Source organism: Blautia sp. aa_0143 (assembly GCF_004167315.1).
GTDB classification, from domain to species: domain Bacteria; phylum Bacillota; class Clostridia; order Lachnospirales; family Lachnospiraceae; genus Blautia_A; species Blautia_A fusiformis.
In genome coordinates this window covers 23,312-39,133 of record NZ_RCXU01000026.1, presented here as the reverse complement: position 1 = coordinate 39,133, position 15,822 = coordinate 23,312, and the positions used below count along the sequence as shown (strand labels likewise).

Below are 15,822 nucleotides of genomic sequence, written 5' to 3'. Positions count from 1 at the left end.
ATGATTCAAGGAATCGATACAATATTTACGAACTTTATTTTTATTCCTGCACTTTTAATCCTGTACCTGAAGTTTCGTCCGAGAAAGCCCTGGAACAAACGCACCAGAAATCTGTATCGGCTATGTATAGCTCTGATTTCTGTTTATGTCATCCGGATTTTCTGTGCAGGGTTCATCTTTACACCAGTAAATTACTCACGTTTTGCAGACAGCGGTTTCTTTCCGCTTATCAAGGCACTGTTCTATTCTTAGATTTTCTGCCATTTTGTGCCATTTCGTCCGAATCTGGGAGTAGTTTCTATGCCCATCCTATGGGAATTCATCACCTGCTTTCTTACAATATACGTATAAAACACGTAAGCGAGGTGAATCTTTATGAAACAGAAACAAATCCGCTGCCCATACTGTGGCAGCATCGCAATTTTAAGGGATGCGTCCTATGTATATGGAAATAAAGCGAAAGATGGAAAACTCTATGTGTGCAGTCACTTCCCACAGTGTAATTCTTATGTAGGAGTTCATCCTGGCACTACCAATGCCAAAGGAAAACTGGCAAACAAAGAGCTTCGGCAAAAAAGGATCCAAGCACACCGGGTATTTGACCAGATATGGCTAAACCACATCTTTACGAAATCGGAGGCTTACCGCTGGATTGCTGATAAATTCTGTCTGACTGCCAAGGAAGCACACATCGGAGAATTTAGCACTTATATGTGTGATCAACTAATTCTGGAATCCATGAAGATTCTGGAGAATAACCATATCCCTCTCAGGGCCATTGGTTGAAAGGGGGGATATGTATGATCATCCCGATGACAGATGATGAACGCCGATTGACAGAGGAGTACTTATATTTGGTACCTGAAATGGTAAAAAAATTGACTTCCCGTTGTGCTTATGTCTCATACGATGAGCAGCAAGACCTTCTGCAAGCCGGAAACTTAGCTTTATGCAAAGCCGCCATGAACTATGACAACACCCGTCCCTTTGCAGTTTACGCCAGAGTTGCCATACGAAATGCCATTTACAGTTATTGGAGAAAACTGCAAAAAGAACGAAAATACACCTGTTCCATGTATGCATCTTCCGAATTTGACATGGAACCCCTGCTTGTAGACCAAAAAACCGAACTATGGCAGGAACAATGTATGAACCAGGAACCCATTTATAAGCACCTGCAGTCCTTAGAAGCGGGAAGCTGCAATACACTAAGAAAAGGAATACATGCCCTGCTCCTGCAGCAAAAAGGATATACCAACCAAGAAATTTCCAAACATTATGGTGTCCCAATGAATCATGTCCGGGCATGGCAAAGCAAAGCCCGGAAATACTTACAGCAGGATACCAAATTATATACTCTTTTATCTTGAAGGGAGAACGATTATGCTGACACTTTATACTGCAGTCGGAATCCTACGATTCCAGGATTCCATAAAGGAACATAAAACACCGACTGTTATCAATAACCGGCAGGAATACGGACTGACAGAAGAAGAATTCTTTCTGTGGAGTAGCCTTGCATTTCAAATCCGACAGATCCATGAATTGCAGTCTGCTTTTTCTGAACGCTTGAAAAAACATCACCGTTCAGAAAATATCCCCATTGAACCTTACCTGAATCGCCTGCAGCTCCGGGGACTAATTGTAAAAGGGGATGGTTTAACTGGTGTGGATGCCCTGTACCGCCTCTTAGGAGAACTTTATATCAGCCCATTGCAGGACAGTTTTTCGGTGCGGCTTTTTACCTGTATCTATCTCTGCATGAAGAAAAAACTGCACACGAAAGAACTAATCCATTATCTAAAAAAGCCGACACGGACTGCTATAGAGGACACGGTACTCCAAATAGCAAAAAAAGTACAGATTTCTACGGCAGAGCTTGTAACCTGTGTAGAACAGGGCATCCATCCACAAAATACAGAGCAACTTTTGACGCAGCTCTATGAAACCTCGGATGCAACATTCCGTACCCTGGCACAGGATATCCAATTCACCCATGCCGGTTATCCTGTACTGGAAGCCATCAGTAATTTGTACCTCAATAAACAGATTGCATTTGAAAAACTATAGAAAGGAGCAAATTATGCCAAAACCATTTCTTAATAAGCTGATTGTCCATGGGGCAATCGGCTTTTTCTGTGTCCTATTTGGATGTATTTACGGATTTGTAACGCACGACCAGATATTTCTCCTCATGAGTCTTTGCATCGGTGTTGGAACTGCCATACGAATTGTGAGTCTGCTACATACCATCAAGATGCATGACTATACCGAATTAACTGGAACCTGTACAAAACGTGAAGTCAGCCCACTTACCAAGAAACAGAAAATTATTTTCCGGTCCACTGACCAGAAAGAATATCACTTTACATTCGATAAAAATATCCGCCTTTTATCTGGACATTATTATCGCCTATATTTCCGGAACGTAGCAAACCTTTCGGGTGAAGAAAAGGTTACTCCGGATTTACTTGCGTATGAGGAATTATCCTCCCTAAACAAAAATATTTCCTCGAAGAACCCTTAAGTTTTTTCTAAATATATCAGAAGCGGATATGCTATTTTCACATATCCGCTTCTATTATACTTTTTATCTACTCACACTTTTACACTGTTCGTTTTTCTTTTAGTTTTTTTACTTCTTCAAGAGAAAGGCCGGAAATGTTTGCAATTTCTTCTAAAGCATATTTCCCAGCTGCCAGCATACGAAGTGCTACTTCTTTTAAAGAATCTTTTCTCATATCTTCCATTACTTTACACATAACTGCAATTCCCTCCTTACTTTCTTTGAAAAACCTTACTCGATCTGCCAAAACACCATAATACATATCTGATGGATTTGTACAAGAAAAATCATGCATTAATCTTCCGATAGGTGATTCATCACGATATGCACCATTTACATATAAAATATGCGAACCATCATCAAAGCTTTCTCCCGTTTCTAAAAAACAACGCTCAATACGATATAACGGTTGGCCTTTCCCTATAACATCATTCTCTGTAATAAAAACCACAAATGTCTCAGGAAGAACCTCAAAATTCTCACCCTTTTCAAGGAGATTTGCATCCATCATACTACTGTTGTAACGTGCCCTTTTTCTTCCTGCCCCTTTGTCAGCACGTTGAATTTCTATATTAAATTTATGTCCAACACTATTCGTTGCTAATACATCCAACCTTACAGAACGGTTCAATAAATTCTCCACAAATACCTGTGTACGGACATCTACAACCTTTAGATCTTGCTTATCCAATACAATCTGCAATATCAATTCAATACATTCTGTATCGCCCTCAAAACATTTTGTAAAAAAGTCATCATCCAGCAAGCGAAAACCTCTAAGTCGCTGCAAATCTTCTTGGTGTTTTCGATCTATCTCTTCCGTTACAGTCAAACCTATCACCTGCTTTCTTCACTATCTTTATATGTTCATACTACCATAAGTGTTCCTTCTTTTCAAGTTGGTGAGTCATGGATAAAAATTTATACCTTAATTATCTCTTTATCTGTTTTCAAATATCTCATAACTTCATCAATGGTTTTCCCAGATGCTACCAAAGCCTTAAACAGCTCATCTTTCTGCTTCTCTTCTATCTCTTTTTGAATCTCTTTTGCTTTATGACGCAGTTCCTTTAAATCGGACTCTTTTGTACGAATCTCCTGTTCCACATACTCCAGTTGCTCTTCCAAAGATGTGTTTTCCAGTTTTTTTCGTCTTGCCATAATGCATCCTCCTAATAATTTTTCCTCATTCTACCACATTTTATCTACTCTGAAAAGGTAGTAGTGTTTTATGAAAATTTTATATCTATTTGGGATTATCCTCATAAAATACTACACTTCCAAGCATTTTGACACAAAAATTATTATTTCGAATCGCAAAATACTATATATGGTATTTTATCATTGACCTTCGCTATATCTTGTGTTACTATGATATTGTATTTAAGTTTTGTGTTATCCCTTTATAGGGTGTCTGGATACTATCTCCAGTACACATGCAGTTTAAGTTGGAAAATCGTGTCATTATAATGCCGTTTTATACGGTGCTATAATGGCACTTTTTTTATTTATCACTATTTTATCGCCCAAAGGGCAGAAAGGAGAATTTTTATGTCATCTATTATCATTGTAACAGGAAGGGTAACTGCCGATCCGGTTATGCAACAAGCAAAGAATTCCGGAACTGAATACATCAGTCTGGGGCTTGCTACCAACCAGAGAGGTCAAAGCGGAAAGGAAGAACCCATCTTCTATCAGTGTTACTGCAACAAGTTTCTTGCAGATCGACTGATAAAAGCCGGTGTCAAAAAATCAACGTGTCTCATGGTCTACGGAGATTTAGAACTCCATCCGTATATTCACCAGAAAGGCAATAATGCAGGTCAAGCAGCTATCACGCCGCAAATTATGGTAAAGGACTGGCAGTTCTTACCTGCGAATCGTAATGATACCAATGCAGCAACACCTGTACCGGGGAATCCAATGGTCGGAAATCCAAATGTTCCACCAGTACCAGCAAACGGTGCTACTTATAATGGAAACCCGGGAATGAATCCTTCCGGTACCGTGCCTACTGGCGCAATGCCAGTCAATAACAATATGATGCCACAGGCCGCACAACAGATGTCTTATGCTCCGGCAGGGGGATCGGCTTATGCACCACAGGGATTTACGGCTGGCAATGTATCTGGTGATGGATTTACCAATATTCCGGAAAATACACCACCACAGCAGCTTCCATTCCCGTAAATTATCAAAGATCCCTAAAATGAAGGAATTGCGACTTTCCAGTATCTACTGGTCTGCTGCAATTCCTTTTTCTATTGAAACAAACATGGAGGAAATGAAGTGAATACACAAAAGAAATTTCTTAAAGTTCTAAGTATGCTCACAATAATTTTGTTAATTGCAACTATATTCATACCAGGAAATGGAAATCGTAATGCAGTCGCAAGTATCGGAATCCTTGGCATCCTGCTGCTATTTCTTTCCACACTTCTTCCTAAAATCTATAAACTGACTCTAAACCTACTCAAGAACCAGGGCAAAACAAGCCCTTGGTCTTCTTTGAAATCATCTGAGCCAGTTTCCGAAACAGAAGAATTGCTTTGGAGACAAATTAGCTATCAGATTACCGACAAACTACAGGCTGCATTTCCAAATGCAACATGGGAATTCCAGAAGCCGCCATCCATGAAGCAGCTTCTTTGCGGAAATCCCATACGTCTGAGAACCTTTCATACGGAGGACTACAACTTTGCGGAAGCACGTATGAACCAATACGGATATCTGGAACTTCAAATGCTGACCATTGCCAGCCTCAAAAAGACTGTCACAGTTACCGATGAGGACGATGTTCCTTTTGCTGATCCGGAATCCTGGTATTCCTTAATTGGCAAGAAAAAACTGGAGAACCTTATCGGACAGCTCCATGCGAAAGGACACCATAAACTCTATATTAATGAAAACGGGCAAATTTACATCCAAAATGGTGATACAGCGGAAATCAAGGATTGTTTTGATTATTTCCCGCCACGAAACTATTGGGATATTCTCATTTCCATCTTCCAAAAAGATGAATTGACCGCAAAAGAAAAGGACCAGGCACTAGAATTATCCTGGATAAAAGAATAAAGGAGGAAATACTATGCCAAATACAAACTTTGTCCCTAACTGGACTTTTGAAAGAACGCTACCATCTCCATTTGACAGCTATTCCGGGAAAAGTGCAGTGATGAAAGACATCGCTTCCAAATACTGTAATCAGCCTAAAAAACGGGCTACTCTCCATTCTGCTACTTTGCAGGCAGTTTTTTCTTATATGAATTTGGAAAATCCACCTGCTGGAAAAGCAGAGGAAGAACTCGGAGCCATTGGAAGCCAGGCAAACAATTTTACAATCGCAGAATATCCAAGCCGTACCGGGTTGCTGCATGTAGTGGTCTACAACCGTATGACTGGGAAATTTATAGCCGGAAAGTATGAAAAACCTTTGGATCTGGACAGTAAACCAGAGCCATATCAGTTTAAAAAAGATGAAGATTCCGGAAGTGCTCTTTATTTTGCTTTAATGCCTACGTTTCTTTCTGATGACGAATTCAATGAAAAATATCAGGAATTAAAGCAACACCGTGATGACGGTTTTCCTGACCTGCCCAAAGCTGCAGAAACGGCTGCGGTTCTTTGTGATAACGTGTACCGCAGGATCCGTTATGGTGATTCCCTTCCTATCGGGAATATCAAAGTTGACACTCCTGCAAATGGCGTGCTCCAAAGACTTACACCACTGAATATCCAAAAAGGTGTTTATGCACCAACGGAGATTATCCAGGGTTCCTTTCAGGTATTAAAAGGTGGACATCACTATACTGCTTCCACCGTTTCAATTCCCAAAGAAGATTTTGTCGATAAATACATCCTGTCCAATTCTCGGACATTAACTCCCCAAGAAGAATCAACCGTTCCTATTCTCGAAGATTGGTATGTAATCCCAAAAGAAATCCAAAGAATATGCGAACATGCCAAATTAACAACTGACAGCAAGCAGCCTATGCGGAATTTTATGCTCCGTGGGCCTGCTGGAACGGGAAAGACCGAAGGTGCCAAAGCCATCGCTGCAGGACTTCACCTGCCTTACCGATGCATCACCTGCTCGGCAAATACAGAAATTTTTGACCTTCTTGGACAGATTTTACCTGATGTAGATGAAAAACAGCTTTCTTTGGTAGGGGAACTGCCCTCTTTTCAAGACATTACCCTCGATCCGGCTACTGCCTATGAAAAATTAACGGGTACTTATGATGAAAAGGTATCAGAAAATACAGTTTATGAAGAATTGATCCATCATATATCTGAGGCAATGAAGCAGAAACAAACTGCTACCTCCAGCAGCCAACAGTTCCGCTATGTGGATACACCACTGGTTGAAGCCATCCGAAACGGCTATCTGGTAGAAATACAGGAGCCTACGGTGATTGCCAATCCTGGTGTACTGGTAGGGCTTAATTCCCTGTTGGACCGTTGTAACAGTGTATTTCTGCCAAACGGGGAAGTCATCCATCGGCATCCGGATACTACCATTGTAGTCACAACTAATCATGACTATGCCGGCTGTCGTCCCATGAACCAGTCTGTCATTTCAAGGATGAATATGGTCATAGATATGGATGAACCGGATGAAGAGACCATGGTAGAGCGTGTTCTTGCTATTACCGGATGTTCCGATAAAAAATCAGTACGTACCATGACACAGATTGTACGTTCCATCGCACAGTATTGTCAGGATAACCTGATAACAGATGGCTGCTGTGGAGTCCGGGAATTAATTGCCTGGGTTCAGTCTTTTATGGTATGTGGCGATATACAGGAAGCTGCTCATTATACCATTTTATCTTCCGTCACTGCCGATTCTGAAAGCCGTATCGAAATTGAAGGTTCTTGCTTGGATACAGTTCTTGCATCATAACACACTATTGAAGAACACCTTTTATACCGAAGCCGAACTACGCAAAACTCTGGCAGAAAATCTCGTTTATTTAAGAAAATCCAAGCAGACGAAACTCTCTCAGAAAGCCGTAGCAAGACTTCTGCATCTACCCGAAAAAACAATTATGAACTATGAAAATGGGCATACGCTTCCATCTGCTTACGCCGTCTTTCGGTTAGCCCAGTATTACGGCTGTACAATGGAAGATCTCCTAACCCAAAATATGAAAAAGAAAGAAAGGTGAAGAAATTGAATAACACTCAAAAAGCTTTAAAAAGAATGATCCGGGATACGGAGTCAAAAATCACTGATGAAGAACTCTTTCTTTCATCGGCTTTCCAAAAATACCAAACATCTCTGGCGAAAGCGGCTACTGGCCGTTCTCGCTATGGACTTCAGGTGCTTATGGAATGGGACAGTTCTGAAAATGCAGACATCGCTTATACAGATAATTATAGAATTCATTGTAACGCCGCAAACTCGATAACTCAAAGCTTTCCTTCCCGATTTCTACGGTCACAAAGCCTGACTGGTCTAACTGGACATGAAATCGGACATCTGCGTTACTCTGATTTTGCATCACTACAGCTTTATCTGACCAATATGGAAAATGGTTCCTTCTATCCAGAAGCACCAGACAATCTGCCTTCTGGATACAAGGCAAATCTGCAGGACATCTTAGATGCCATGGAAGAAAAAGATAACGCAACGTGTCTGACGCTATCCCGCTGTGCTGCACAGTTTAATAATATACTGGAGGACATCTACATTGAAGCCCGGATGTGTGAAGAATATCCCGGAACTTTTAAGCAGGGAATACAGATCAATAATCTTCGGATGTCTGAATTGATTCCTTCTATACAGGAACAAATTGACTGTGGCTATCAGCCGTTTTCCATCATGAGCAATTTAATTTTGTCTTATTGTAGGACTGGTAATATAAATAACCGCACGAACTATTCCGGAGAATACACGGACACACTCTCAGACTGCATGGATTATATTGACGATGCCTTAATTGCCACACAGGGGAAAGAACGCTTCCTTGCTTCCAACTATCTTTTGGTGCTTTGCTGGAACTACATTCAGCCTATGGTAGAGCAAACCAGAGAATCTTTAAAAAAGCAGGATAGTACCCAAGTTGGCGATGCTCTGGAGGATCTGCTGCGGAAAGAATCAGGTACCGGATCTCCTCTTCCAACTGGTAAAAACGGAGGAATCCCCAAAAACATTCCAGGTCCTACAGAAAAATCAAAAACTCCTATAACCTGTGACTTATCTGGCCTTGATCCAAATTACAGGCAAGATGCGATTAATCAGGCAGAAAAAGTACTGCAGGAAGAAGGAGGCAGAATTGAACTTGCTAAGACTACAGCAATATTAGATGGAAATAATCCAGGAATCACATACGCATCACAGTATGCCGGTTCCGGTTATGAAAATGCAGCGAATGATCTTGCACGCATCCTAAATGATGTTGCTACGGAAAAAGCCCAAAATAATTATGAACAGGAATTAACAGAAGACTTGCAGAAATCGGCGGGTGAAATACATTACGGAAATGCCCATGCAGGCATCCATGTAACAATCCACCGCATCAATCCAGTTTCCGACTTTTTTATCAAATCTTATCAAACAGTTGCTTCCCCTCTTTTGCGGACCTCCAAAAGGCTGCAAAGTTCCATTCTTCCTTTATTAAAAGAAGAGGCCGAAGGCGGAAAACAAAAAAACCTGTTATTTGGTAAAAGGCTGGATATGCGGGCTTTACACCGAAAGGACGGCGGTATCTTTACCAGAACCAGGCTACCGGATGAAGAACAAAAACTTTCCGTGGGACTTTTGGTTGATGAAAGTGGTTCTATGGGCTGGGGAGATCGTATTACCCATGCCCGGAAAACTGCAATCGTGCTGTATGATTTCTGTACGAGCCTGGGAATTCCTATTACCATTTATGGGCATTCTACAGATTCCAAGGGTGTTGCTTTGTATTCCTATGCTGAATTTGATTCTCTGGATGCCTCTGACCGTTACCGGCTGATGGATATGTCTGCCCGTAATGGCAACCGGGATGGAGCTGCACTTCGTTATGTTGCGGAACACCTGGCAAAGCGTCCGGAATCACAAAAACTCCTCATCATAATCTCTGACGGACAGCCCGCAGATTGTGGGTACAGTGGTACGGAAGCAGAAGCAGATCTTCGTGGTATCAAGAATGAATATCGTAAACGTGGCATTGTGATCTTTGCTGCAGCAATTGGTGATGACAAAGAAAACATCCGCAGAATTTATCAGGATGGTTTTTTAGATATTACCAAATTAGAAGATTTACCCAAAAATATGACACAGCTTGTAAAACAATATTTGAAATAGAAAGAAGGAAAACATACATGAGTGAAAATTATCAAAACTCAATTACAGATCAGATATGCAAAGTACAGACCAGTAAAAAATTAATTGCACTGTATGACCGCCTCCGCTACACAAGTTATAACAGCTATGCACAGCTTCATGCAAAAGGAGAATTTGAAGAAAATGGTCATAAAGTTCACTCCCTTATTGGAATCTCCATACAGGATTACTCTAGTGGTACCGGTGATAAAAATATTATCACCCGTTTTCATCTGGCACCCGAACAAATTCAATTTCTGCTGTCCAGAGTTACCGCTGGCTTTCCTGAATTTGAATGGTCACAAAGTAAAATATTTGGTGTGCCGGATGGCAATGGCTATTCTACTGCACAACAGTTTTTTATTTCCCGCCACGTATATAACAACCAGCAGGAAATACTGACCAGTCCATGGAGAATTCAAATTAATAACGGAAAAGGTATCAAGAAAAAGAATCATAACGGCGGCACTTATATGCAGGCTCAAAGTTTTATCTCTGAAAAAAGTGCTTTTATACAATTGACAGATATGGATTTTTATATGCTGTTAAAACGTGCTGATTCCTATATCGTAAATTGGGAAGCCTATGTTGCATCCTTCCTGATTCAAAACGGCAAACAACAGCTTAAAAAGCAACAGGAAGCAAGAATGGCACAAAATATACAGCCACAGCCAGATGAAATGACTTCCTATATGCAGGGACAGCCACAAGAGCAATATCTGAATGGTATGTATGTCGCTTAAAGAATTTCAACAAAGAAGCAGCCGAAAAGACTGCTTCTTTTTATAAAGGAAAGGGGATCTCTATGGATTATGCTACAACACTAAATATTGACCAACAAGGGCGGATCATTATTCCTGCCAAAGTAAGAAAAGCCCTACAGCTTCATACAGGCGATGTATTGATGCTGGAAGCTGACACACGCAACATCTGTCTTCGTAAATGCGACTCCCATATCCCTATGGATATCCGGTTAGACAGTTTTCTGGATATTTTACATAGTAGTGTCCCTTGCCGGATCCTGTTATGTAATCATTCCAAAATCATTGCTTCCAAGAATTATCATACAGCACTTAATATGCCTGTAACAGAAAGTATTCAAAGGCTTCTGCAACAGGGAAAGATGAAATTATTCTCTGATAAGGAACGCATATACCCTACTATGACAGGAAAATATCCCATATCAGCCTTTTTCCCTATTTCTAAAAAAGACGAATTTGGCGAAACGTTGGGACTTTTACTGTGTACAAAAAATCAACAATCTTTCAGCGAAATGGATTTAGGCTGTGCCAAAATGACTGCGGCGGCGATTTCCCGCTACATCCAACAAAATTATGAAAGGACGGTGATATAAAATGAATGACTTAATGCTGCATCGGGCAGCACAATTATTAGAAGCTGAATTTGGTCCCCAATGGCGTGCTGTCGCTGACATGCTTGGAACGGAAGGATTGCGAAAACGTGTAGGAAAGGAACTGACTTCTTTCATGGCATACCCAGAACGGGGAGAAGGCGGTAACAGCCAGTGGCGTGGTAACTGCTCCCCCGAAGTGGTTGCAGCGCTTCTACGCTATTGCCTGGACGATAAGCGATATTACGGAAAAGATACCAGCACCTTTACCCTCTTAGATCCTATGAGTGGCTCCGGAACTTCAAAGGCGGCTGCTGACCGTTATCAGGTACGTTCCCTGCTCTATGATCTAAATCCGGCACCTGCTTATGGAAAAGGTAACTGGAATGCCCTAAAAGATGAAGTGGAGGATTCCGCTGATCTCATCTTTTTCCATCCACCTTACCATAATATGATCCAGTATTCCGGAAATATCTGGGGAAACCCTCACCCGGACGACCTATCCCGCTGTGAAAACTATTCGGATTTTTTAGAAAAACTAAATCACTGTATCCGGAAATTTTTCCTGGCACTTCGGAAAGGTGGCAGGCTTGCCATACTGGTAGGCGACATGCGGCTCCATGGTAAGTTCTATAGTATGCAGCATGATTTAATGCGGATGGGTGATTTTGAATCTTTTCTGGTAAAGGGCCAGTTTAATTGTGTTTCCGACAATCGGACGTACAAAAAGCCTTTCATTCCCATTGTGACAGAATATGCTCTGTTGCTGAAAAAAACGGATTCTTTCATTATCCCCTTCAGCATCCGGCAAGAAGGTGTGTTTTCTGTACAAAATACAGATATTCTTGCACTGACTTGGCATCATCTAATCCGGATGACAATGGAGAGTATTGGAGGAAGAGGGGCTTTAAAAGACCTGTACGCTTTATTAAAAGAACACCCAAAAGCGAAAAAGAATCCGCATTATCAGGAACGTATCCGTGCCACCTTATATGAACACCCAGACGAATATATACCTGTATCGAAAGGATATTTTCGTTTGAGTTACTCGGTTACATAAAAACGAGCCATGAAAAACAGATTTTCTATGACGCTACAAAAGGAGTGTGAACACTATGACAAATCGAAAGCACCATGTGAAAGATAAACAAATAACGACACTCTCAGGATGGTTTCATTCTCCGCTACGGGTTGGGGAACGTGCTATTATTTCTGGGGTCAATGGTTTCTCTATTCTGACATCTCCTATCCTAACGATTTTGGAAGTATCAAATGACAGTATCGTTTTCGAAACAGAAAATACCATTTACCATTTGGTTCATACACCAGAGACCGTATCGGAAGTGATGTGTGCTTGAATAACATATATGAATTGGGAAGCAAGCTTTGTGAATTACTTTCAACTTTAAAGAAAAACCGGGAATACGTTCCACTTGAAATTTTACAGACACAGTATCGGGTTCCTTATGAAACCCTAAAAAAGCAAATTGGTGATACAGCGACAGCTTTTGTAAAAGAAATTACATTATCAAAGCTTATGATAAATCCAGATGTGTCTCTGGAAGAGCAGATTTCTGTTATCCAACAAACCATTACAACATCCGGGATACTCAAAGAAATGGGCTATACCTTATCAAAACTGTATGATGTGGAACTACTGCACAGGCAGGCATTAAAATTAAGGACATATATTGAGGATGCTCTATATCCATATATTGCCCTTCAGGATTGCCTTGTAGTTGATATGGAACGTATAGAGGATACGCCAATTATCTACAATACAATTACCCAAAAGGTTTATGAGAATGGGCAATGGAGTAAACAGGATTTGGATCTGCATGGGAAACTATTAATCTATGTAAAATCCAGTCCTCCTATGCCTGCAGCAACAGAACAAATAAACAATGGATTCTAAATTCAAGAATTTTTTATGTCAAGAAGGGAAACTTTTATGGGTTTCCCTTCTTATGAAAATAATTTCAGTTGTTCATATTCTGCTGTCCGATTCAACAGTATGGGCTTCTTAGCAAGAATAAATTCTACCGCTGCATCCTCCATAATCCAATCTTCCAGTTCTTGTCGTTCCAAAAGCAATGGCATCCGTTCATGCACCGGTGCTACAGAAGCATTTGCCTGCGTAGTCAGAATTACAAAACGATTTTGACCATTATAGATTTGATAACACCCTGCCATAAATAATGTGGCATCCTGCTTTGGACTTTGAAAAGTATATTTTTCTTTGTTTTTACACCATTCGTAAAAGTGATGGGCAGGAATCACACATCTTCGATGCAGCACACTGTCCCGAAAGGTCTTCTTGTCCAGTATAGCCTCTGCCCTTGCATTGATAAGCAATCCCTTTCCCTGGAACCCCGGAAATCCCCACTGCATCTGCCTCGCAGCCACTTCCTTACACTCCTTTGTAAGAATGACTGCAGATTCAGACGGGTGGATGTCCTGTCCATGCTCTATCTTTAAACGCTGGTCCAGTTTCCTTACAATCTTTTCAATTTCCCGTGAAGTTTCATCATCCACATAATATCTTCCGCACATTTTCTGTCCTCCTTTTTCCTATTTTACTTCATCCCTGGTATCTTATACAACCAGTTTCCATGCACAATCCTCCGGACAAAAGAGAAGCACAAAATTGATTTGTTTTCCCAAAAGTACCGCCTGACATCTATACTTCCAGTTCAAAATTCCCGCATACCACTGCTTTTCTACAGTCAGAACCTGGATATGATTGATTTGAATAATCTCTTCATCCTCCCCTTTTACCTTCAGCATCAATGGCAGAGATTTTCCGGTAGCTGTGAACCAGCACTGGACTGCCACCTCATGATAGGTTCCGGATAAAGGCTCCTGCTCTGTATGCTCTGTATTTATTCCGATTCCAAATGCCACCTTTCCTTCCCCCTTCCCGCTATTCTGTCTTTAATTTCTCATAGTCCACAGAACGTTTTTCCCGTGAAATGCCACCACTCATGTGATCAATACACCCACCTAAAAAAGCCGCACGTATTACCGAATCATTCCCATACCGTTTTCTGATCTGATCTATCGTTTCATCCATTTTTTCCAGTTTCTCATAATCATTCGTATCAAACAGATTTAGTTGTCTCATATTCACCTGATCCTTGATGCGGCTGGTATGGATTCCCAGATGCCGGATGGGTGTCCCATCCCAGAGCTGGTCAAATAACTGGCAAGCACACTGATGGATCTCTATCGTAATATTGGTTGCATTCTGAAGCGTCATCTGGTGACTGGCATAACTGAGATCATAATTCTTGATCCCTACTGCAATCACTTCTGCCCTGACTCCTGCTCCACGAAGTCTGCTTCCTACTGTCTCTGCCAAAGCCAACAGCACCAATTTTGCTGTAGATGCATCTGTCACATCAAAAGGAATCGTTGTAGAATTGCCGTATCCCTTATTAGCAGGCGGGGCCGACTGGACTACAGACACATCAATCCCATTTGCAAACCCCCAGACAACTTCCCCATGTTTCTTCAAATGTTGTTTTAAGTAACTCGGATCACTCTTTGCCAAATCTCCTATGGTCCGAATTCCCAACTTGAAAAGTGTCTTTGTTGTTGCCCGTCCTACAAAAAACAAGTCGCTTACCGGCAATGGCCACATCTTTTTCTGTAACTCAGACTTCCATAGTGTGTGCACTCTGTCGGGCTTCTGAAAATCACTTGCCATCTTAGCTAACAGTTTATTCTCTGAAATACCGATATTCACTGTAAATCCAAGCCGTTCCTTAATCTGTCTCCGCATCTTCTCCGCCGCTTCCACTGGTGTCCCCCAAAGCAATTCCGTTCCAGTCATATCTACAAACGCCTCATCTATCGAGTATTGTTCCACTGTGGGAGAATACTCTTGCAAAATTCCCATAAAAGCTTTGGAACACCTCTCATACAATCCATAATTCGGAGGCACTAAGATAAGATTTGGACATTTCTGTTTTGCTTCCAAGATTGATTCACCTGTCTGTATCCGATATTTCTTTGCTGGAATGGATTTTGCCAAAATGATTCCATGACGCATCGCCATATCCCCACCTACCGCTGACACCTGTTCTCTTAAATCGCCTTTCCATCCCAAATGATGCAGCCGATATACCGCTTCCCAGGACAAAAAGGCAGAATTTACATCTATATGAAAAATCACTTTTTCCAAACTCACGTTCCCCTCCTTTATATCTCATTATATAGAACATACGTTCTGAAATCAAGAGATAATATTTTCCATATCCATGCTTCCTCTATATATAGTAATTTTCTTCTCAGAATAAACAATATATAGTGCTTTTATATTGACACATACTATATATAGTGTTACACTTACTATGTAATTATTATTTGTGTCATCCGGAAAGGATATACGCACGCAGTTTAGGTTTGTAAAAGTGTCAGAAGTATACCACGCTACCAGCAGGGACTTCTGGCTTTTTTATTTTGCAGGAAACTGCACGCATTAGAGAATGAACATCCGTGTCATTCTCTTTTTTTATGCCTGAACGCAAAGAAAGGAGGAAGAAAAACCGGAACAAATAAGAATTACAACTATACCATAGAAAAGGA

The 15,822-nt window shown here is 41.0% G+C and carries 19 protein-coding genes; 14 read left to right on the top strand and 5 right to left on the bottom strand.

Annotated features, from left to right (window positions below; translation table 11 throughout):
* Positions 1–375: 375 nt before the first annotated feature.
* The 4 genes from EAI83_RS13245 to EAI83_RS13230 are packed head-to-tail and all read left to right on the top strand — an operon-like array spanning position 376 to position 2,527.
* The gene (locus EAI83_RS13245) at positions 376–786 is read left to right on the top strand and encodes a zinc-finger-containing protein (protein ID WP_004223692.1); all 411 of its coding nucleotides are present in this window, start codon (positions 376–378) and stop codon (positions 784–786) included.
* A gap of 14 nt (positions 787–800) precedes the next feature.
* Positions 801–1,370, top strand: a complete 570-nt coding sequence (locus EAI83_RS13240; protein WP_005340349.1) for a sigma-70 family RNA polymerase sigma factor — start codon at positions 801–803, stop codon at positions 1,368–1,370.
* 13 nt (positions 1,371–1,383) lie between these two features.
* Positions 1,384–2,070 carry a cell division protein gene (locus EAI83_RS13235; protein ID WP_129975678.1) on the top strand — a complete coding sequence of 229 codons (687 nt, stop codon included), beginning with the start codon at positions 1,384–1,386 and terminating at the stop codon, positions 2,068–2,070.
* Between the two features lie 13 nt (positions 2,071–2,083).
* Complete coding sequence (locus EAI83_RS13230; protein ID WP_092072803.1) at positions 2,084–2,527, top strand: hypothetical protein; 444 nt, start codon at positions 2,084–2,086, stop codon at positions 2,525–2,527.
* Between the two features lie 79 nt (positions 2,528–2,606).
* Here EAI83_RS13230 and EAI83_RS13225 read toward each other — a convergent pair whose 3' ends face one another.
* Both EAI83_RS13225 and EAI83_RS13220 read right to left on the bottom strand, forming a co-directional pair.
* The gene (locus EAI83_RS13225) at positions 2,607–3,398 is read right to left on the bottom strand and encodes an Rpn family recombination-promoting nuclease/putative transposase (RefSeq protein ID WP_092072801.1); all 792 of its coding nucleotides are present in this window, start codon (positions 3,396–3,398) and stop codon (positions 2,607–2,609) included.
* Positions 3,399–3,487: 89 nt separating this feature from the next.
* The gene (locus EAI83_RS13220) at positions 3,488–3,727 is read right to left on the bottom strand and encodes a flagellar export protein FliJ (RefSeq protein ID WP_129975676.1); all 240 of its coding nucleotides are present in this window, start codon (positions 3,725–3,727) and stop codon (positions 3,488–3,490) included.
* A gap of 390 nt (positions 3,728–4,117) precedes the next feature.
* Here EAI83_RS13220 and EAI83_RS13210 point away from each other — a divergent pair, with 390 nt between their 5' ends.
* The 10 genes from EAI83_RS13210 to EAI83_RS13165 all read left to right on the top strand — a co-directional run bounded on the left by EAI83_RS13210 (position 4,118) and on the right by EAI83_RS13165 (position 13,147).
* A complete protein-coding gene (locus EAI83_RS13210; protein WP_015526835.1) occupies positions 4,118–4,756 on the top strand; it encodes a single-stranded DNA-binding protein in 639 nt (212 codons plus the stop codon).
* A 99-nt stretch (positions 4,757–4,855) separates the two neighbouring features.
* Positions 4,856–5,641: a hypothetical protein gene (locus EAI83_RS13205; RefSeq protein ID WP_055151549.1), complete on the top strand. Its 786-nt coding sequence runs from the start codon at positions 4,856–4,858 to the stop codon at positions 5,639–5,641.
* A 13-nt stretch (positions 5,642–5,654) separates the two neighbouring features.
* Positions 5,655–7,472 (top strand): AAA family ATPase, encoded by a 1,818-nt coding sequence (locus tag EAI83_RS13200; protein ID WP_129975674.1) that lies wholly within the window; start codon positions 5,655–5,657, stop codon positions 7,470–7,472.
* Positions 7,360–7,737, top strand: a complete 378-nt coding sequence (locus EAI83_RS13195; RefSeq protein WP_227209930.1) for a helix-turn-helix domain-containing protein — start codon at positions 7,360–7,362, stop codon at positions 7,735–7,737. The genes EAI83_RS13200 and EAI83_RS13195 overlap by 113 nt, the downstream gene beginning before the upstream one ends.
* Positions 7,734–9,863: a vWA domain-containing protein gene (locus EAI83_RS13190; protein WP_129975672.1), complete on the top strand. Its 2,130-nt coding sequence runs from the start codon at positions 7,734–7,736 to the stop codon at positions 9,861–9,863. Before EAI83_RS13195 ends, EAI83_RS13190 begins: the two co-directional genes overlap by 4 nt.
* A gap of 17 nt (positions 9,864–9,880) precedes the next feature.
* Positions 9,881–10,624: a hypothetical protein gene (locus tag EAI83_RS13185; RefSeq protein ID WP_004223740.1), complete on the top strand. Its 744-nt coding sequence runs from the start codon at positions 9,881–9,883 to the stop codon at positions 10,622–10,624.
* A 62-nt stretch (positions 10,625–10,686) separates the two neighbouring features.
* Positions 10,687–11,235, top strand: coding sequence for an AbrB/MazE/SpoVT family DNA-binding domain-containing protein (locus tag EAI83_RS13180; protein WP_129975670.1), 549 nt, complete (start codon positions 10,687–10,689; stop codon positions 11,233–11,235).
* A gap of 1 nt (position 11,236) precedes the next feature.
* Positions 11,237–12,292 (top strand): SAM-dependent methyltransferase, encoded by a 1,056-nt coding sequence (locus EAI83_RS13175; protein WP_129975668.1) that lies wholly within the window; start codon positions 11,237–11,239, stop codon positions 12,290–12,292.
* Between the two features lie 55 nt (positions 12,293–12,347).
* Complete coding sequence (locus tag EAI83_RS13170) at positions 12,348–12,590, top strand: hypothetical protein (RefSeq protein WP_015526832.1); 243 nt, start codon at positions 12,348–12,350, stop codon at positions 12,588–12,590.
* Positions 12,587–13,147, top strand: coding sequence for a hypothetical protein (locus EAI83_RS13165; RefSeq protein ID WP_025580515.1), 561 nt, complete (start codon positions 12,587–12,589; stop codon positions 13,145–13,147). Before EAI83_RS13170 ends, EAI83_RS13165 begins: the two co-directional genes overlap by 4 nt.
* 50 nt (positions 13,148–13,197) lie before the next feature.
* Here EAI83_RS13165 and EAI83_RS13160 read toward each other — a convergent pair whose 3' ends face one another.
* From EAI83_RS13160 to EAI83_RS13150, 3 genes are read right to left on the bottom strand one after another with little or no spacing between them, the layout of a single operon-like run.
* Entirely contained in the window at positions 13,198–13,785 is a 588-nt protein-coding gene (locus EAI83_RS13160) for an SOS response-associated peptidase (RefSeq protein ID WP_129975666.1), read from the bottom strand.
* A 42-nt stretch (positions 13,786–13,827) separates the two neighbouring features.
* A complete protein-coding gene (locus EAI83_RS13155; RefSeq protein WP_054337543.1) occupies positions 13,828–14,136 on the bottom strand; it encodes a hypothetical protein in 309 nt (102 codons plus the stop codon).
* 19 nt (positions 14,137–14,155) lie between these two features.
* The gene (locus tag EAI83_RS13150) at positions 14,156–15,424 is read right to left on the bottom strand and encodes a Y-family DNA polymerase (RefSeq protein ID WP_054337542.1); all 1,269 of its coding nucleotides are present in this window, start codon (positions 15,422–15,424) and stop codon (positions 14,156–14,158) included.
* Positions 15,425–15,822 lie beyond the last annotated feature (398 nt).